Consider the following 18085-nt stretch of genomic DNA (forward strand, 5'->3'; position numbering starts at 1 on the left):
TCAGCCGGGCGACCGGTGCCCACTTCCGATGGTCGCGCCGGGTGACCCCTTCCGATGGTCGCGCACGCATACTCGTGGCCGCGCGACCCACTTTCGCTGGTCGAGCCAACCTGCGAGTCGAGGCCTCGCAGGTTGGCAATGTCCGCCCGCCAGGCGGCGTTCTACCAGGCGGCGGGGACGACTGTCACGCACCCGTTGACTCCCTGGGCCGACGTACGATCGTGCCCATGAACCTGTCGCAGATTGTCATCACGGTCCTGTGCGTGGGATTCGTGGTGCTTATCGTGACCGCGTTCGTGCGTGCCAAGCGCGGGATGCTCCATGGCTCGGGTGGCATGTTCGTAGTGTTTGAGGAGATCTTCTCGCCGGCGCAGTACAACGTCCGGATAGCGATCGAGCAGCAGGCTGATCTACCGGCCGAGCAACAAGCGCCCGGCGATCCGCTGCACTGAAGCAGGTCTCGCCAAGCGACGAAGCGCCGGAGCATAATGCCGGTACGTCGTGCGCCGTCCCCGCGACAATCTGGTCGGGCGGGGCTGATATCGTTTTCTGGTCCAAGGGGCTATGGCGCAGTTGGTAGCGCGTCTCGTTCGCAATGAGAAGGTCAGGGGTTCGAATCCCCTTAGCTCCACCAAAGTTCGTTGTTCAACCGCCGACGTTTTCGGTTTGAATCCTCCTATCGCTCCCTTAGGCCTCGCGCTCCAGGGGTCTGTTTCAGGAACGGTGTTTCCGGCGGTTTCATTTAGTAGGTCTCCGCGGTCGGCGGAGGTGATGGCGAATGCGTTAAGAGCGGGCTTCCAACGCATCGTCCCGCACCGGTCGGGTCGAGTGATCTGGTGACAAGATACCGGCACTTGAGCGTGGCCTGCTCCGTTGGGAAGTATCCTCTGGCTCGGACCGCTCTGCGGTATCGGGCGTTGAGGGACTCGATCGCGTTCGTCGAGCAGATCACGCGGCGAATCTCGATGTTGTAGTCCAGGAACGGGATGAACGTCTCCCACGCGGATTCCCAGAGCCGAATGATCGCTCCATATTTCTTGCCCTACTTCTCGTCGAGGTCCTCGAGCGCTGCCCGGGCGGCGTTGGTGTTGGGGGCGGTGTAGATCGGCTTCACGTCGCGTTTGAGAGCGTCCCAGTCCTTCTTCGACGCCAACCGGAACGTGCTGCGGATCAGGTGGATGATGCAGGTATGCACCATCTTGAGCGGCCACACGTTCGCGACGACATCGGGGAGGCCCTTGAGACCGTCGCAGACGAGGAAGAACGTGTCGCGCACGCCCCGGCTCTTGATGTCGGTCAGGACGCTCATCCGATACTTCGTGCCCTCACCGCCCGTGCCGGCCCAGAGCCCGAGCACATCCTTCTCGCCAGCCAGGCTGACACCGATCGCGGCATAGATCGACCGCTTCGCGACCTGGCTGTCTCGGATCTTCACCGCGATCGCATCGATGAAAATCGCCGCATAGACCTCGTCGAGCGGCCTGGCGGACCATTCGTTCATCTTCTCGATGACCTTGTCCGTGATCCTCGAGATCGTCTCCTTCGAGACCGACGCTCCATTGAGCCGGGCGAAGTGCGCCGAGATCTCACCCGTGGTGAGCCCGTTCGCATACAGCGACAGCACGATCTCCTCCACCCGTTGAGGCGGCGTTGGCGCTTGCGCACGATCTGCGGCTCGGACGACCGTCACGATCCCGCGGAACCTCGATCGTGACCTGGCCAGCCGCCTCGGTCAACACCGTCCTCGGCCGAGTCCCGTTGCACACGTTCCCGCTCTCACGGCCCGGATCGGCACCTTTCCCGCCAGACATCACGCGCGGCGTGTCAGGCCGGAAACACCATTAAATCCACAGTCCCTCTAATGGCTGTGGAAATGCCGACGAGCCCTCTACGAGCGCCGCTACCTTATCGAGGGTCGCGCCGATGCCACTCTCGATGCCGCGCTTGACGGCGGTGAGCTCAGGGCGCGTGCGCTCGGGACGGTCCCGCAAGGCCCCCGCACGTTTCGAGCCCGGCGACGGGGCGCGAGAGTCATAGCTGCCTACCGCGACCGATAGGGAATCACCACAACCACGCCGTTCGGCGCTGACGTGGACAGCGCTGCACAGCACATCGATGTTGCCCGCGCTCAGGCGGCGCTCCGGGTGCTCAGTTCGATAAGCGGATTCTCCCAGGCGCAACCCACGGCTCAGCCCACACATCGACGGCTTGGCCTGTAGCGCTCCGCAGTGAGCACTCCACAGAGGAGAGCCGGCAGGTACCCGTAAACTTGGGTTATGGAGCCACGCCAAGAGTTCGCCGCCTGGATGGGTGAGTTGATGGCACTTGGAGACGCCACCGGCGACGCACGCCGAGCTGGCGTTGCGCGGGCAGTGGACATCGCGGGAGCAGTCATTGCGTCGTCGCATCCCGAAGGCGCAAAGGCCGCCTTGCTGTTCTCGGCTTCTTCAATCGTTATCAACTCTGGAGCACATCTGAACGACGCGGAGAGCGTCAAGAGCGGCAAACTGCTCGCCGAGAAAGCTCTCGCCATGACGGCTGAAGATCAACCTCTCCATCACCAATGCCGATACAACATCGCCAACGCCACCAGTGCGCTATGCGATCAAGACCTACCCAAGATCGAATCCGGCGCCACGCGCATCGACTTGGAGCCGGATCTCATAGCTTCTCGCCTCAAGAACCAGGCAGATCTCAAGGCAGTAAGACGCGAGTTCTTCCAGATCGGCCTAGCTTCGGTGGCAGACGGACAGACACGTTCAGCCGCATACTGCAATCTTGGGAACGTCCTCGACCATGCGGGACGCTGGGCGGAGGCGTACGACTTCTATCTCCGGGCGTTGGAGGCTGATCCCCGCAACGGCAACGCAGCCGGCAACCTCGCCCAACTGCTGCGCACAAGGATCGACACAGGCATCGGGCAGACTGGGCATATCGCGGCCGTCTATGACAAGTACGTTGCCCTTGCGCAGGACCTGCGCGACGGCACGCTTGAGTTCGCTGATACCGAAGTCGCTGAGCGGTGGGATCTACTCACGCCCACAGAGAGCCAGGGCCACCTGGCCCATGGCCTTGACCCCGAAGCAGAAGACTATGAGTACCGGCAATGGGTTGCTGACCTCCGCCTTGCACTCTCGCCGGCCGTCGAAGGACTGGGCACGGACGAACTGCGCTGGGATAGCGCGACCATTGAAGTTCTATACGGTGAAACCCTCGACGAGATGAGCCCTCCGATTCTCGGGGCTATGAACGTACTCAAGTCAGACTTTCTGGTGTCGCGGCGTCTCGCCTTTGATGCCATCTCCCATCTCACCGACGACTTGGCGCAGACCGCCGACGACTCTGGCTTCTACGTCGAAACCTTGGACTACTCCCTTTACGGAATCCAGTACTCGAAGCTCCTGCTTGCTCAGCGTTCAGCACTTGACGTTCTGGACAAGACCGCTGTTGTCGCCAACGAACACCTCAAGGCTGGAGACGTTCCCAGCAAGGTTTCGTTCCGGAGCTTTTGGACCGAAAGGACGGGCGAACTTCGTGAACCGCTGGTGAAGGGAGCGGGACGTTCTCTCCCGAACCTCGCCCTGGCTGAACTCGCTGACGACATGGCGAAGGATGGCATGTACGCGACATCGCAAGCTCTACGCAACGCGGGGACTCACAGGATCGTTCACGCGGCCCTGCTGGCGACCACCGGCGTAACGCAGGACTCTCGCAGCAAGATCGACCTGATGGAGTTGGTCGAATCAACGATTCTCGCTCTGCAAGTCACCCGATCGGCATACCTCTACCTCATCGACTTAATTGCTATGTGGAACCATCCTGAAGACCACCAAGGCAACTACCTTCGGTTCCCCGATGTCCGCTACTTCAACGACCCGATCGCCGATCAACACATCAATCAAGACGACGGCCGGGAACGGCAGAACGGAAGCGTGCTGTCTCGCCCTCCTGGTCAGATTCGGCCAGTTGAATTGAGGGAAGAAACATGACTGGCGTCGGGGTGGCCCATCCAAACGCGGCGTCTGCGGCCGGTGGAACTCGCCTACTCGTCGCCAGCCCTACGGATGCCGAACGCGCGGCGTCCGCCCGAGGCATGAAGCTCACCAACTTCTTCGCCCTGGCATTGAAGGTTCCGCCCACCGCAAAGAAGTGCACCTGGCAGGTCGAGACAGCTACCGGGCTAACGATCGCTGACAGGGCAGCCATCGCGTGGATTGTCGCAGATGCCGCAATGAAACAACGCGGCGGAGGCTCCAATGTGCACACGATCTGGCGTACGGCCGCACTGAGCGGCGTCAAGCTAACCGGCAGCGAGCACAAGCGGGTCGCAGCGTTCGTCGATGCTGTATTCGGCTTACCTCCGCACGGAAAGAGCGAGGACCACCTCATCGGTCATGTCGCCGAGTGGATGTGGTTCCTTCACGCCTCCGAGACTGTTGACCCTACAAGAACCCCGGTCGTGCTCGAAGCGCCTAAGTTCAACGTCACAGAACCAGGCGCGGACGGATTCATAGTGTTCCACGAAACCGCGACCGACGACCACCATTACAGACTCTGGGAGTTGAAGAAGCACACCGCTACTGGACCGGTCTCCGCCACCGTCACCAGCGCGTACAACCAATTGGACCAAAAAGCAATGCGCTATCTGGCCCAGCAGGTGTCTATCCATTCAATGATCGCGGGGCCCGTTGGTGAGCTATGTAGCCAGTTAGTTGATTTCTGGTTGGAGAGCCACGACCGAGCCGGAGTTGGAGTCGGTGTTACGACCGCGTCGGCGCCACCGGCAACCTGCTTCACCACGATGGGGCGACGGTTCCCGGGATTCGATAGACCTGGCCAACTCGAAGGGCTGCTCCTCTCCGTCGAAGACTTAGCTGAGATTGCCAAGGACGTCCGGAGGTATCTGTGGACCGTGCTCTGAACCGCGATCTTCTATCGGAAGCGCTCGGACAGCACGCTCCGGGGGTCCTGCCAACCGTCGAAGAACTCACCGCACTGATCGCCGAGGTCGAGGTGCGTACCTTCATCGAGCCGACTCATGTCGACGACACGCTTCTCCAAACTGCGTGGTATCTGCACGGCATTGCATCTGCGGAGCAGGCTGAGAGCATCTATACGGCGTCCAGACAGCAGCGAGCATTCGCGGTCTCGGCGCATATCTTCGACCTCGCTTTGGGCGGACCAGGCCGGTCAGTGCACGACAGTCTCACTCTGGCGTTCGGTGCCCAGGTCGGGTATCGCCGCGGAGAGCGCGAGCCGAACGCCACTGCTATCTGGCGACGTGTTGACGAACTCCTCGATGCTTCCACCACTCAGGAGGCCCCAGTTGACACCGAGAACCCCGGCAATGCTCTGAGCGCCCCCGCCCACGCGGGAAGCCTGGTCACCATGGCGCTGCGCGCAGGCGTAGCGTTCCTTGGCCTTGATATTCGGCGTATCCAGGCGCTGCTCACTCGGTGGCACGAAGACATCGAATCCATGAGTGCGCTTTTAGGGCAAGACACCCTCATATCCACGATGTTTGGGCCCGCTGAGGCAGTGACCCAAGCCGTAAGCGACCTTATAGTTTTCCTTCGATACGGCGACCGTGGGCGACTGCAGACAGCTCAGAACGCACTACTGTCCGTCCTCAACCTCGAGGCTGGGCAGGGGGACCACGACGCCAGATGGGTCGCCACCCACCTCCTGCACATAGCCGACGGCATGGACAAGTCAAGCGTCTGGAGCGTGCTGCCAGACGGAACACCACCCATCGTTGCTCAAGCATTTACCGTCGGCACACCACCCGTTTTAACCCTGTGGCCTCCGCAGAGAGACCTACTCGCGCGGGAGGCGTCGAACCCTCTAGACCCACGAACTCGACGCCTGCTCCTATCAGTGCCAACCAGCGCTGGTAAGACTCTCATCGCTCAGCTATTGATCTGCCACCACCTTGTAACTCAGCCAGGAAACGTCTGTTACGTCACGCCGTTGCGCAGTCTCGGGCGAGAAATGCGCCAAGCGCTGACGGGTCGAATGCGCGTGATCCAGAAGGGCTTGGGCGCAGACTTTCCCGACTTCGGCGACGTCACAATCGAGGAATTGCTCGACCTCATCGGTGACTCGAGCGAGAACTCGGTGGAGATCATGACTCCCGAACGTCTAAGCCACCTTCTCCGGCACGATCCCGCGTCAATTCTCGACCGCTACACGATGTTCGTGATCGACGAAGCGCATCTTCTAGCGCAGCCAGGACGCGGCCTCCTCCTTGAAACAGTCCTCGCCGCCGTTACAGCAACCGGTGTGCGGGTCATCCTGCTCTCGGGCGTGATGGGAAACGCTCATCAGATTGCATCTTGGCTCGACCCATCAGACGAAGCCACCCTCTTTGAATCAGGATGGCGAGGCCCTAGGCGTCTCCACGCGCTTCTGTACGCGAACGTGGAGCCCGCTTCCGGAGTGCGGCTTCCTGCCAAGTCTTCTACTTTCACGCACATCGAACGCGTCCCAATCACTGCTGACATTCGTGTGAGGCCAGCCGAAGGCACCACACGGCGCCTCGTTACTAGTGCCGACAACCCCATCGGCTACCTCGAACGCAAGGTACGACCAGTCGGTGCCGGGAAACCGAATGTCGAGACCCGTGACGCCTTCTACAAGATGTGTGCACGAACAGCTCGCGAGTTCCTCGATGCTGGCAGTCTCCTCATGATCCTGTCGCAACGTCTCTACGCCAGAAACGCGGCCCAAGAACTTGCAGCACGGCTCCCAGTAACCGAGAGTACGAGCGATCTCTGCGAGTTCCTCGAAGAACGTCTCGGCGTCGAGCATCCCCTGATCGGTTGCGTTCGGCATGGAGTCGCTTACCACCACGCAGGGTTGCCCGTTGATGTCCTAAACGAACTCGAACAAGCCATGCGAGCAGAATACCTACGCGCAATGTTCGCCACCTCAACGCTCACCGACGGCGTGAACCTCCCCGTCCGCACGGTCGTAATCTGCGAAACCAGATATGACGGGCAAGACCCAGGTCAGCAGCTTGATGGACCACGCCTTTTGAACGCGGTTGGTCGCGCTGGCCGTGCCGGCAAGGAGACCGAAGGGTGGATCATTCTCGGGCTCAATCACCGACCGCAGGCAGACGATTTCGAAGACCTCCAGCCCGCTGGCCGCGACCTCGAAATTGTCTCCACACTCAACTCGGACGCCGCTCTACTCCGCCTGGTCGAATTCGAGGCATTGATCGCCGAAACGGCCGATGCGCTCTTCATGGTCGATTCCGGCGAGGCCGCAGACTTCGCCGCGCACGTCTGGTTTGTGTTATCCGCACAGGAGCGCCTGAACGAGCTCGGCTCGATCGCCGACCTTTCCACTTCTATAGATGGGCTTCTCGCTTTTACTCAACTTCCGCCTGCGATCGCGTCTCGCTGGAAGGCTGTTGCGGAGTACGTTCGCACGCAGTATGAGGTAACCGAGCCCGAACGTCGGCTCCGGTGGACGCTGACCGGAACTGCGCTCGCCAGCGCTCGCCGAATTGAAGAGATTGCAATCAAGGTCGCGACCACATCCAGAGCCTTGTATGGCGACCTCGACAACGATGGGAGCCCCGGACCTGTCACACGCGCGCTAACACCGTCTGAGGCGCTCCGCGCACTAGATCGATCCGGAGCCCTGACAGAATTGCTTGAACTGCCCGAAGGGGAGGGTGCCTGGAAGTTCAAGCCCACAGTGGGTGCGAGAACCACCATCGAGGTGTCGGTAGCAGGAGCTCTCGAACGATGGCTATCTGGCCTGAACATGCCCGAGATGGCGGCATACATGTTGCCAACGGTGACCGACGCATCATGGCGCCTAGAACAGACCGTTGACGCCATCAGCGGCGCGTTTGAACACTTCCTTAGCTGGACCATCGGCGTCGTCGTAACCCAAGCCAACGAGCACCTCATTAACGAAGGCGGCGTCGATGCGCTCCCCGACGAGCTCGCTTACTTCATCCGCTACGGCGTCGACACAACGATCGCTCTCAATCTCCTCACTAGCGGGATCCGCTCACGGCGCATCGCATATTCGATCGGCCAACGCGCCACTGAACGGGAATTGAGTTGGTCAGAGGCGCGCGATTGGCTCCGCGAACTCCACATCAACGGTTGGAAGGCGGAACTTGCCGCGTCACGCCGCGAAGTTGAGGATCTTGTCGAGTTCTGCCGATCCAACGTCACTAGCCCGCTTCGGCAACTCCTCGAAGAGCAGATCGCCACTATCAAGCTATACGAACCGATGACGCCTCCGCCTGCTGCTGGCGTGGTGCCCGTTGAACTGCGTATTCGACAGACTGCCGAACCAATCGAGGTATGGAGTTTAGGACCCGGTTCCTTCCACGTTGGAATGATCGCCGCTACGTCACACGCCGACGTCGCCCTGCTGGGGTTGAGCGGCCTGAACTACCGTGCCGAATCAGACGGCGCTGTGGTCACGCTTCGCGCGATTAGATGAGTTGCTGGGCCAAGCCCGATCGTAGCCCGCCGCTGGCGCTCGATGTCTTACCTGCTCGCTGCCCCGACCGCTCAGACGCCAAGCTTGTCTGCGAGGCGGTCCTGTTGGAACAGCGGCCCGCCAAGCAGGACCTTGCCGGTCACCGCATTGCGGTAGAACAGGTGCGCGTCGTGCTCCCAGGTGAAGCCGATCCCGCCGTGCAGCAGCATCATGTTCTTGGCCGCCCTGGTGTACGCCGGAGATGCCAGCACTCGCGCCGCGGCCGCGGCGGCCGAGGCCGTGGACGCCCCGGAGGTCAGCGCTTCGCTTGCCACGCGAACAGATGCGTCCACCAAGGACCATTCGGTGTAGTCGTCGGCCAGTTTGTGCTTGACGCCCTGATAGGCGCCGATCGGCAGGCCGAAGCTATACCGCATGTTGGCGTACGCGGCCGTGATGTCGATGCACGACTTGATTGCGCCCGACTGCTCGGCCGCAAGCGCGACGTTGGCGAGGTCGATCACGGCATCGAGTACGACGTCCGCGGTCCCAGCAAGACGGTGCCCTTCGGCTCCGTCGAAGCGCACCGTCGCGATACTGCGGGTTAGGTCCAGCACCTCGTCCCCGGCAATTGTCACGCCGGACTGCTGCGTCTGCACCAGGTAGAGCCCGTCGGAGGCCTGGACGATCAGCAGATCGGCCTCGGCGCCGTTGAGTACGGCGACCTTCGTCCCGCTGACCTTGCCGTCGGCCGCGGTGACCGTGGACGGCTGTGAGCCCCACGTCGCGTCGTTCTCCTCGCTCACGGCGAGGGCGCCGATTGTAGAGCCGTCGGCGAGGCGGGGGAGCCAGGTGGACTTCAGTTCCTCGTCGTCGCTGGCCAGCAGCGCGCCGCCAGCGAGCACGCTGGAAGCGAACAGCGGCGTCTGGACGAGGCCGGCTCCGAGCTCGCGCAGGACGATGAATAGGTCGGCCCAGGTGCCGCCGGCGCCGCCATACTGTTCGGGGATCGCGAGTCCCGGCACGCCGAGCTCGCACACCAGACGCCAGACGTCCGCGTCGTACGACTGATCGGACAGCGCAACCTCGCGCACCTTGGTCAGGGGCGAGCGTGCAGCGACGAGTTTCCGCACAGACTCCGCGAGGGCCTGCTGGTCGGGATTATCGATGAGAGTCACGAATTGCTCCTTCTACCGCAGGTCACTTGGATAGCTTCAGTTGGTTGAACGGCGTCTTACGATCTGCCGCACCGGGATCCTTCGGCAGCCCGAGCACCCGCTCCGCGACGATGTTGCGCTGGATTTCGTTGGATCCGCCCGCGGTCGCCGATCCGGGCGCGCGGAGGATCATCCGGGCGGCTTTCGCCGACTTGCCAGTCAGGAGCGCGATGTCCTGGCCGACGATGTCCTCGGCCGCGTCGCTGGCCCACAGTCCAAGCTCGGCTCCGGCGAGCTTCGCGGCCGAGCCGCGGGCACCGATCGGGTTCCCGGCGAGCGCGCCTTCGTGCAGGACGCGCCCGAACGCGGCCACGGCCGTCTCGCGCGCGTATAGGTTCGCCAGGCGTCGGCGTACGCCGGTGTCGTCAGCGGTGCCGATATCGGCGGCGATTTCCCGCAGCGCGTCGTACCCGAGCGGGTTGCTGCGCGAGCGTCCGCCCGCTCCGATCGTCACACGCTCGTTGCGCAGCATCACGACGGCAGCCGCCCAGCCTTGGTTGACTTCGCCGATGACCGCGTCGAGCGGGACCTCGACATCGTCGAAATAGACCTCGTTGAACGGCGCATCGCCGGTCGCTACGACAAGTGGCCGGACGGTCACACCCGGGTGGTGCATGTCGACGATGAACATCGTGATGCCGGAGTGCCGGGGCACCGTCGGGTCTGTCCGGACGAGAATCGCGCCGAAGTCGGAGAACTGCGCCCCGGAGGTCCATACCTTCTGGCCGTTGATCAGCCAGCCCATCTCGGTGCGTACGGCGCTGGTCTGCAGGCTCGCGACGTCGGAACCACCATTGGGCTCGGAGAACAGTTGGCACCAGATTTCGTCTCCGCTCAGCATCGGCGGGATGTGGCGCTTCTTCTGCTCCTCTGTCCCGAGCTCCAGAATCGTAGGGCCGGGCATGCCGAGTCCGATCACGAACGGGCCGGTCGGCAGCAAGAAGTCCGATGCGACCTCGTTGAACGCGATCACCTCGTCTTCGCCAAGACCTTGCCCGCCATACTCCTTCGGCCAGGTGATGCCGGCCAAACCGGCCTCCCAGAGGGATTTCTGAAATGCCTTGGACTCCTTCAGCGACGGGGCGAAATTACCATCCGCGGATTCCCCGGCGAACGGTCTGGCATGCTCCGTGAGCCAGGTCAGTGCCTTGGTGCGGAACTCGTCTGCGGGCATGTGATTGTCCTTCCATGATTTCGTAAAATCGCTGTGTCAGGCTTCTGGGCGGCCTGCCCTGTCAAGGGTGAATTGGTCCGACATGTCGACCAGCCTATCCATCCCGCCTAGTCCTCGGGTTATTTCGTTCTCGCAGGGGCCGTAGCGCAACGACGTACGGTGAAGGGGCGGGAACGCGCAAAACCGGATACCTCCAGCCGACTAGCTGGAGCTGATCCCCAGTGCGCGACGCAGTGCAGCGAGCCGAGTTGCCCGGATCCGCTGGGACAACGCGGCGTCCGGGGCGAAGATCTCCGATGCATGGAAGGCGCCGGGATTGACGTGCAGCTCGCACGGGACGCCGGCGGCCATCAGCCGCTGCGCGAAGTCGACCGCCTCGTCGCGGAACAGATCCACGGTGCCGACGTCGATGTACGCCGGAGGCAGCGCGGTGAGATCCTCGGCGCGTGCCGGTGCGGCGTACTGGTCGGCGGGTGAGCCGCCGAGGTACCACTGCCAGGCTTCGATGTTCCCGTCTCGATCCCATACGCCGACGTCGACTATCTCGTGCGACGATGGCGTTTCGTTGCGGTCGTCGATCATCGGGTAGATCGGCATCATGAATGCAATTGGTGGCCCGCCGCGGTCTCGCGCGAGTAGCGCGGTCGCGATCGTCAGGCCGCCGCCCGCGCTTCCGCCGTACACCACCAGCCGGCCCGGGTCGATCCCGAGTTGGCCTGCCTGACCGGCCATCCACGCGAGGCCGGCGTAACAGTCTTCGACGGGCGCGGGGTGTGGATGTTCGGGAGCGAGTCGGTAGTCGACGGATACGACGACCGCACCGAGCGCCGAGGACAGGGTAGAGGCGGTGACATCTTCGCCGTCGATGTCGCCCAAGCACATCCCGCCGCCGTGGATGTAGTAGATCCCCGGAGCGTTTCCTGGCGAGGACTTTGGCCGATAAGTCCGGACCCGGACTTCGGCTGCGCCATCCGGACCCGGGACCATGTGGTCCTCGACGAGTACGTCGGGAAACTCGGGCGCTTCGACTCCCTCAAAGATCGACTTCAGCGCGGCACGCCGTGCGACGACATCAGGGATTGCATTGAATCCGCCGGGCATCGCCGCGAGCAGCTGTTCCAGTGGCTCTCGCGACTCCGGATCGATCAGGCCTTTTCGAGACATGCGCACTCCTTACGAACTCCAGACCGCACGGTAGCGGCATTTAGGTGATCAGCCGAACTCATAGCCCGGATGGTAGCGCTTACTCGATGCAGCGTGTTTTCGTCGGTGTGGTGCATTCCGGCCCCGGTTGCGGCGGGTCGCGGCAGCAGGTCCGAGACGAAACGTACCGCGCCGTCGTCGTTGAGCGTGAACGAACTCGTGAAATCCGTCAGGACCCTACGATTGCGTGTACTGGACTTCCCCTTGGCGCGCGCCGGTATGCAGCTCCCAGAACGACTCCGAAATCGAGTCCGGATCGAAGTACGTTCCGGCCTTTACGACGCCGCCGATGGTGACCGTCCCGACCTTGATGCCCAATGGTGCCAGTTCTTCGGACAGCGTGAACGCCAGACTTCGCAAGCCCGCCTTTCCGATGGAGGCAGACGCCCTCGATGCGACTGGAGCCACCCCGAGCATGCCGCCGGTAAACAAAATGGTGCCTGATCCCCGAGCAACCATCTGCGGGATGACCAGCTGCGAACAGCTCAGGGCGCCCGCGACGTTGACGCTGAAGTCCCTGAGTAGGTCCTCTTCGTCGAGGTCGGATGGATTGCTGATTGTGTTTGCCCCGGCGTTGTAGACCAAGACCTCGGGGGTGCCGAAGTCCGCTTCCAACTGCGCGAATGCGGCGGTCAGACTCGCTTTGACCGAGGCATCGGCGACGAGTCCGTGCGCTTCGATTTCTTGCCGTTGCAAGTTGGCGACTTCTTGGTTCAGCGACTCCCGGGTCCTGGCGAGTAGGACGACAGCAAAGCCGTTGCCGCCAAACTTCCTTGCTATACCTGCGCTTACGCCTGGACCCGCCCCTACGATCGCCACGACTGGTTTGCTCAACTCGACGTCCTTTGCTATTCGTTGTGATCGGCTGACAACGACCGTGGCCGACCCGCGGGCGGTGACTCACGCGGTTGTTGGTGCTCATCATGCAGCGGGCGCCGCGCGCTGGCAGTAACGATGCCAATACTCTCACTGCTTGCGGCGCCGATCGCCCCGCAGCATTCGCAATCGCCTGAGCAGCTCGGAGCGGCGCCAACCGTGGATCCTGCGAGAGTCGGGCAGCAAGTGTCGCCGTGCCAAGCCGAGATGCCCTCCTTGACTGCTATGGCAGCGATGACGAGCGCGGCAACGGGATCGGCCCAGGTCCATCCAAGTGTGGCGTTGAGTGCCAGTCCAAGCAGCACCACCGCCGAGAGGTAGGTGCACAGCAGGGTTTGCTTACTGTCTGCGACTGCGGATGCGGAGCCGAGCTGCCGTCCAGCGCGCCGTTGAGCGTACGACAACGCGGGCATGATGAGCAGCGAGAGCGCGGCAAGCGCGAGACCGACAGTGGACTCCCTTGCATGGCTGTCGCCGAGCAAAGACCGTATGGACTCGACGGCGACGTAGGCGGCGAGTGCGAAAAATGAGACGGCAATGATGCGCAGGGCCCGTTGTTCGCGGGCCTCTCGTGTGTGCGAGTCGCGAGCAGAGAACTGCCACGCGACGGCGGCCGCGGAACTGACTTCGATGACAGAGTCGAGGCCGAAGCCGATTAACGCGGTGGAGGATGCCGCTCGGCCCGCGGCGATGGCGACGGCAGCTTCGATCACGTTATAGGTGATAGTGGCAGCGACCATCCAACGCACGTGGCGGGCGAGAGCCTCCCGGCGTGCAGGATCGGCGGTGACCGGCAAGTTGCGCGTGGACAGCTTGCCCGGGAACGTCGACATCAGCAGCAGCCGGCGATCGGCGCCGCTTTGCAGTATCGCGGGTCGACACTGAGGACGAGTTCGACGAGGTCGCGCAGTGCGTGGGCGATCGCGGGGTCAGCCAGTTCATAGCGGGTACGTCGGCCTTCAGGTACTGCGACAACGAGCCCGCAGCCGCGAAGGCAGGAGAGGTGATTGGACAACTTCGAGCGCGAGACATCGAGGAGGGTGGCGAGTTCGGCGGGATAGGAAGGGCTCTCGCTCAGGGCGAGCAGTATCCTCGCCCGGGTCGGATCCGACAAGGCGTGGCCGAACCGGATCAGGACGTCGGCATGAGTGGAAGCACTGAGCATTCCACGACCATACAGCATTTCCTGAATTCAGCTAATGCTGAACTGTATGGCTCACCGTGAGCCGTGTCAGTACCGATTCCCTCACGTCTTGCCGGAGATCTGGTTACTCGTCGAAGCCGACGAAAACGACTGCGTCATCGAGCGACTTACGGCGCGATACGACGGAGTTGGCGGGGAAGCCGTCGTCGGGGTAGCCCATCGCTACGCAGATCATGATGACTTCGTCGTCGGAGATGCCCGCGTGCTCGCGTACGACGGGCGACTGCATGATGCCTTGGCTGTTGATGACGCAGCCGAGGCCACGTGACCACGCGGCGTTGACCAGGGCGTTGGTGACCGCGCCGCAGTCGAACGGCGCGATGTCGTTGTCGAGCAGTTCGCGGTCGTAGGTCACGACGATTGACAGCGGCGCGTCAAATTGCCGGAAGCCTCGGAGCACCCAGTCCTGGCGCTTCTTTTTGTCTTCGCGGGCGATCCCCATTGCGGCGAAAAGCTGCTTGGCAATCTCGATTTGCCGCTCGCGGTGTTCGCCTTGGTATGCCTCGGACACGCGAAACTCTCGCGAGTGGGGGACGCCGGCGAGGTTGCGCTCGGTGTTGCCTGCGCGGATCCGATCGAGTGGCTCACCGGTCACTACATAGAAGTGCCAGGGCTGAGTGTTCAGGGACGATGGCGCCCGCATCGCCAGGTTGAGGATCTCATGAACGACCTCTTTAGGCACCGGATCAGATCGATACCCACGGATGCTGCGACGCCCGAGTACGACGGAATCAAATTCCATGGACTGTGCCTTTCTACTGCTGAACGATTGTCCCGAACGATACAGAGCGCGGGCTACCGAGCCCGCGGCCCGGCGGAGTTGGAGTCGTAACATACGAAAGATCATGATCTCGACCGAGAACCTGGACGTCTCCATCAAGTTCTACACGAGACCTCGGGATGCCGTTGGAGGTCCGCAATGAGGAGACTGTGCGCTCGGGCAATCGCTGGCGCGCTCTGGTGAGTGAGGGCGAGGAAAGCCTGGGGACCGCCCGACAAATACCGATTCGGTCATCTTCGGCGTTGTCGCCGGGGCGCCGCGCGGTGGTGTTCGCTGTGGTGTCAGTCGCCTTGCTGATGAGCACATTGGATCAAACCATTGTCGCCACTGCCCTGCACGCTTTGCAGCACGGCTTGGGCGCTTCGATCACCTGGGCCGGATGGACGATCACGATTTACAGCTTGGGGCTGGTGTTGACGCTGTCGTTGGCCGGCCAGTTGACCGAACGGTTCGGGCAGCGACGGGTCTTTCTCACTTCGGTGGCGGTCTTCAGCATGGCGTCGTTGTGCTGCGGGTTGGCGGGCAACATCTATGTCCTGGTTGCTCTCCGATTCGTTCAGGCGGTAGGCGGTGCGGGCTTCACGCCGTCAGCGACGCGGATCGTGGTGGAACATTTCGGCGAGGCCCGTGACAAGGCGGTGGGTCTGTTCGGCAGTTTCTTCACTACTGGCGCGCTGATCGGCCCGCTGTTAGGCGGGATCATTGTCGCCTATTGGTCATGGCGCGGCGTGTTCCTGGTCAATGTGCCGATCGGCGCCGCACTGTTCGTGCTGTGCTGGCGATACGTTCCCGCCGACCGGCCGCGTGCCACCGGCCGCAGTGGGCGGCTGGATCTGCCGGGCGTCGGCCTGCTTGGTGTCGGTTTGCTGGCAGCGATGATCGGTTTGACCTACCTGGGTGACACCCCGCCGGGCTGGGTGTGGCCTTTCGTGGCCGTACTGACGGTCGCCACGCTGAGTCTGAGCGCATTCGCGTGGCACATCCACCGGACGCGCAACCCACTCATCGCTCCCAGGCTCATCCACGGCCGCGGGTTCGGGGCGGTCAACATGGTCAACATCCTTTATGGTGGCGCCGGCATCGGCTTGGTCGCCCTGATCCCGTTGTACGCCGTCACGCGTTACGACATCGGTGCGCTCGGGTCGGGAACGCTCCTGGCCGCGGAGGGTGCCGGCGCGATCATCATGTCCACCGTCGGGGCGTTCGTCTTGCGCCGCACCGGATACCGCCTGCCGCTGTACTGGGCGGCCGTCATCATCGCGATCGGCATGCTCGCGCTGGCGGCGACGCCAGTGGGCCTTCCTCCCTATGGCTGGGTGGCGGCCGTCGCGGGGCTCGTTGGGCTCGGGCTGGGGTGGTCCAGTCCCGCCAGCCGTAACGCGGGGCTGCAACTCGTCCCAGAGCAGGCCGCCTCGCTGGCGGCGCTACGTTCCACCGGGATGCAGGTCGGCTCCATCGCGGCGATCTCGGTGGCCACAGCAGTGATCGCCGACTCGGCAGCGCCCGGCACGACTCAGGCATGGATCTACGTTTGCTACGCGGCCGTCCTCATATTTTGCGGGATACCCGCCACCGCCAGAATCCCCGAGCACCGCGGCTCCTGGTAGCCGCTGGTCGGTGGACTGCACCGCCCGACTTGCGACGCGAGTGAATCCGGTCCGGCAGCGGTACAGTCGCGCTACCGGGAGGAGCCCGCCCGCAGCCGGGCTGCAGGACGAGGGAGTCTTGATGAGCGACTACGACGTACGGATGGTCATGATCTCAACAGAAGACTTGGAGGCGTCCATCAAGTTTTACAGCGAAACCCTTGGGATGCCGCTGAAGTTCCGAGACGGCGCGCACTTCGCCGCGATCGACGCGGGCTCGGTCACCATTGGCCTGGCCACGAAGGTGGATCACCCGATCCCGGGCGAGGTCGTCGTCGGGATCAAGAGCGTAGATGTCGATGCCGCAGCGAGACTGATCGAAGAGAGTGGCGGTGGCGTCATCAAAGGTCCGTACAACGACGCACACGAACGACGCGTGGTGGCGCGTGACAACAACGGCAACGGCGTTGTTTTCTACAGTTCACTTCCGCAGAAGTAGCGGTGCCTGCTCGCGACCTGCGGCAAAACCGAGTTAGGCCGACGGCATCGCATTGAGCAGGCCGGTCTGCCGGTGGCATCCGAGGTACTCGAACCGAGCCTGGTCTGCTTCGACCACCGTCACCTCGTGATACAGGCGCAATCCGACGGCGCCGCCGAATTCGTGTACGTACTGGCCGAACGTCCCGAAAATCTTTAGATGCGTCGGGTGCGACTTCGACCATTTCTCGAGCTCGGCGAGACTGTGCCACCAGCTTGTGCCGTAGGACTTCGACAATTCCGCGCCGTCGTCGTCGACGACCGTGACGTAACGGTTGCCGTAGCAGCCGATCTCGAGCCCTTCCTCGGCGAGAAACTTCATCCCGGTCGCCAATACTGGCTCGATCGTGCCGAGATAACGCTCGCGTGGCTCATCGACCGTCTTGGCCCAGTCCTGACCCGATCGAATCAAGCACATGTTTTCGTGCGGGGTAACGACGACCAGATCGCCGTCACGGGCGAACTCCAGCGAGCCGTTCGGCGACAGCGGATTGGTCTGCGCAACGGGGAAGCGATCGCGTGCACTTCCCCAGTAGCCGTGCTCCGGGATCTCGTCACTGATGCCGTGTGACAGCACCGATGCTCCCTCCATCTTCCGGCCGCCGAAGATGGTTTCGAATCGGTCAAAGGACGGCGTCGCGACTTCCAAGAAGAATCCGACGTCCTCGGATGCGTGGACGGACGGATCGGTCCAGCGCAGGTTCTCCTTGGCCCACCGCTGGTAGGTGCCGAGATCGAGCCAGTACAGGACGTTCAAGTCGTTGGTGTATCCACTGGCGTCGACGAACCGGGCAGCATCGCGATGCGCCGGACCGTCTGCTCGGGTGGTCAGCTCACGAAGTTCGTTGACGGCATCGATCGCCGAATTCGGTGCCACGTCGCCGCGGTACTGAGTGCCGAGGTAGGCCATGACCACGGTGTCGACGTGGTCGTCAAACCGGGCGCTGAACGCAGGCGAGGGCGGGCTCCAGTTGGATCGCATCCTAAGGGGTTCGGTCCGCTCGAGTACCAGCCGGTCGGGGATTGCTGACTCCATTGCCGCTCCATTCGCCAATT

General features: G+C 62.8%; 14 protein-coding genes, 1 tRNA gene and 1 pseudogene. 7 read left to right on the plus strand and 9 right to left on the minus strand.

Annotation, left to right across the window (positions count from 1 at the left end; genetic code table 11):
• Positions 1 to 227: 227 nt before the first annotated feature.
• Both CLV47_RS13645 and CLV47_RS13650 read left to right on the plus strand, forming a co-directional pair.
• Positions 228 to 452, plus strand: a complete 225-nt coding sequence (locus CLV47_RS13645; RefSeq protein ID WP_106349599.1) for a hypothetical protein — start codon at positions 228 to 230, stop codon at positions 450 to 452.
• 106 nt (positions 453 to 558) lie between these two features.
• Positions 559 to 634: transfer RNA gene (locus tag CLV47_RS13650), tRNA-Ala, on the plus strand.
• A gap of 121 nt (positions 635 to 755) precedes the next feature.
• Here the strand turns inward: CLV47_RS13650 and CLV47_RS13655 are convergent.
• Positions 756 to 1769: pseudogene (locus tag CLV47_RS13655) on the minus strand (IS256 family transposase); the annotation flags it as partial.
• A gap of 549 nt (positions 1770 to 2318) precedes the next feature.
• On the opposite strand from CLV47_RS13655, the gene CLV47_RS13660 reads away from it, so the two are divergent.
• Genes CLV47_RS13660 through CLV47_RS13670 form a run of 3 tightly spaced genes read left to right on the plus strand, consistent with a single transcriptional unit; the run spans position 2319 to position 8472 of the window.
• The gene (locus CLV47_RS13660; RefSeq protein ID WP_170111073.1) at positions 2319 to 3989 is read left to right on the plus strand and encodes an LA2681 family HEPN domain-containing protein; all 1671 of its coding nucleotides are present in this window, start codon (positions 2319 to 2321) and stop codon (positions 3987 to 3989) included.
• Positions 3986 to 4921, plus strand: a complete 936-nt coding sequence (locus CLV47_RS13665; protein WP_106349601.1) for a hypothetical protein — start codon at positions 3986 to 3988, stop codon at positions 4919 to 4921. The genes CLV47_RS13660 and CLV47_RS13665 overlap by 4 nt, the downstream gene beginning before the upstream one ends.
• The gene (locus tag CLV47_RS13670) at positions 4906 to 8472 is read left to right on the plus strand and encodes a DEAD/DEAH box helicase (protein ID WP_202862581.1); all 3567 of its coding nucleotides are present in this window, start codon (positions 4906 to 4908) and stop codon (positions 8470 to 8472) included. The genes CLV47_RS13665 and CLV47_RS13670 overlap by 16 nt, the downstream gene beginning before the upstream one ends.
• Positions 8473 to 8543: 71 nt before the next feature.
• Here CLV47_RS13670 and CLV47_RS13675 read toward each other — a convergent pair whose 3' ends face one another.
• From CLV47_RS13675 to CLV47_RS13705, 7 genes are all read right to left on the minus strand, one after another.
• Entirely contained in the window at positions 8544 to 9629 is a 1086-nt protein-coding gene (locus CLV47_RS13675) for an acyl-CoA dehydrogenase family protein (protein WP_106349602.1), read from the minus strand.
• 22 nt (positions 9630 to 9651) lie between these two features.
• A complete protein-coding gene (locus CLV47_RS13680) occupies positions 9652 to 10842 on the minus strand; it encodes an acyl-CoA dehydrogenase family protein (protein ID WP_106349603.1) in 1191 nt (396 codons plus the stop codon).
• Between the two features lie 201 nt (positions 10843 to 11043).
• The gene (locus CLV47_RS13685) at positions 11044 to 12006 is read right to left on the minus strand and encodes an alpha/beta hydrolase (RefSeq protein WP_106349604.1); all 963 of its coding nucleotides are present in this window, start codon (positions 12004 to 12006) and stop codon (positions 11044 to 11046) included.
• A gap of 216 nt (positions 12007 to 12222) precedes the next feature.
• Positions 12223 to 12879 (minus strand): SDR family NAD(P)-dependent oxidoreductase, encoded by a 657-nt coding sequence (locus CLV47_RS13690; protein ID WP_106349605.1) that lies wholly within the window; start codon positions 12877 to 12879, stop codon positions 12223 to 12225.
• A gap of 14 nt (positions 12880 to 12893) precedes the next feature.
• Positions 12894 to 13754, minus strand: a complete 861-nt coding sequence (locus tag CLV47_RS13695; protein WP_106349606.1) for a cation efflux transmembrane domain-containing protein — start codon at positions 13752 to 13754, stop codon at positions 12894 to 12896.
• Positions 13754 to 14086 (minus strand): ArsR/SmtB family transcription factor, encoded by a 333-nt coding sequence (locus CLV47_RS13700; RefSeq protein ID WP_106349607.1) that lies wholly within the window; start codon positions 14084 to 14086, stop codon positions 13754 to 13756. Before CLV47_RS13700 ends, CLV47_RS13695 begins: the two co-directional genes overlap by 1 nt.
• 103 nt (positions 14087 to 14189) lie before the next feature.
• On the minus strand, positions 14190 to 14867 hold the full coding sequence (locus tag CLV47_RS13705) for a nitroreductase (protein ID WP_106349608.1): 678 nt from the start codon (positions 14865 to 14867) through the stop codon (positions 14190 to 14192).
• Between the two features lie 158 nt (positions 14868 to 15025).
• On the opposite strand from CLV47_RS13705, the gene CLV47_RS13710 reads away from it, so the two are divergent.
• Both CLV47_RS13710 and CLV47_RS13715 read left to right on the plus strand, forming a co-directional pair.
• Entirely contained in the window at positions 15026 to 16513 is a 1488-nt protein-coding gene (locus tag CLV47_RS13710; protein ID WP_106349609.1) for an MFS transporter, read from the plus strand.
• Positions 16514 to 16634: 121 nt separating this feature from the next.
• The gene (locus CLV47_RS13715; protein WP_106349610.1) at positions 16635 to 16991 is read left to right on the plus strand and encodes a VOC family protein; all 357 of its coding nucleotides are present in this window, start codon (positions 16635 to 16637) and stop codon (positions 16989 to 16991) included.
• A 33-nt stretch (positions 16992 to 17024) separates the two neighbouring features.
• Here CLV47_RS13715 and CLV47_RS13720 read toward each other — a convergent pair whose 3' ends face one another.
• Positions 17025 to 18065, minus strand: coding sequence for a phenylacetaldoxime dehydratase family protein (locus CLV47_RS13720; protein ID WP_106349611.1), 1041 nt, complete (start codon positions 18063 to 18065; stop codon positions 17025 to 17027).
• Positions 18066 to 18085 lie beyond the last annotated feature (20 nt).

It is taken from the genome of Antricoccus suffuscus (genome assembly GCF_003003235.1).
Lineage (GTDB): Bacteria > Actinomycetota > Actinomycetes > Mycobacteriales > Antricoccaceae > Antricoccus > Antricoccus suffuscus.

Excerpts from the sequence above, each read along its gene's own strand:
- CLV47_RS13705 (WP_106349608.1), bottom strand. The coding sequence starts at position 14,867 with ATGGAATTTGATTCCGTCGTACTCGGGCGTCGCAGCATCCGTGGGTAT.
- CLV47_RS13695 (WP_106349606.1), bottom strand. The coding sequence starts at position 13,754 with ATGTCGACGTTCCCGGGCAAGCTGTCCACGCGCAACTTGCCGGTCACC.
- CLV47_RS13660 (WP_170111073.1), top strand. The coding sequence starts at position 2,319 with ATGGCACTTGGAGACGCCACCGGCGACGCACGCCGAGCTGGCGTTGCG.
- CLV47_RS13700 (WP_106349607.1), bottom strand. The coding sequence starts at position 14,086 with ATGCTCAGTGCTTCCACTCATGCCGACGTCCTGATCCGGTTCGGCCAC.
- CLV47_RS13685 (WP_106349604.1), bottom strand. The coding sequence starts at position 12,006 with ATGTCTCGAAAAGGCCTGATCGATCCGGAGTCGCGAGAGCCACTGGAA.
- CLV47_RS13715 (WP_106349610.1), top strand. The coding sequence starts at position 16,635 with ATGAGCGACTACGACGTACGGATGGTCATGATCTCAACAGAAGACTTG.
- CLV47_RS13680 (WP_106349603.1), bottom strand. The coding sequence starts at position 10,842 with ATGCCCGCAGACGAGTTCCGCACCAAGGCACTGACCTGGCTCACGGAG.
- CLV47_RS13645 (WP_106349599.1), top strand. The coding sequence starts at position 228 with ATGAACCTGTCGCAGATTGTCATCACGGTCCTGTGCGTGGGATTCGTG.
- CLV47_RS13710 (WP_106349609.1), top strand. The coding sequence starts at position 15,026 with ATGCCGTTGGAGGTCCGCAATGAGGAGACTGTGCGCTCGGGCAATCGC.
- CLV47_RS13720 (WP_106349611.1), bottom strand. The coding sequence starts at position 18,065 with ATGGAGTCAGCAATCCCCGACCGGCTGGTACTCGAGCGGACCGAACCC.
- CLV47_RS13665 (WP_106349601.1), top strand. The coding sequence starts at position 3,986 with ATGACTGGCGTCGGGGTGGCCCATCCAAACGCGGCGTCTGCGGCCGGT.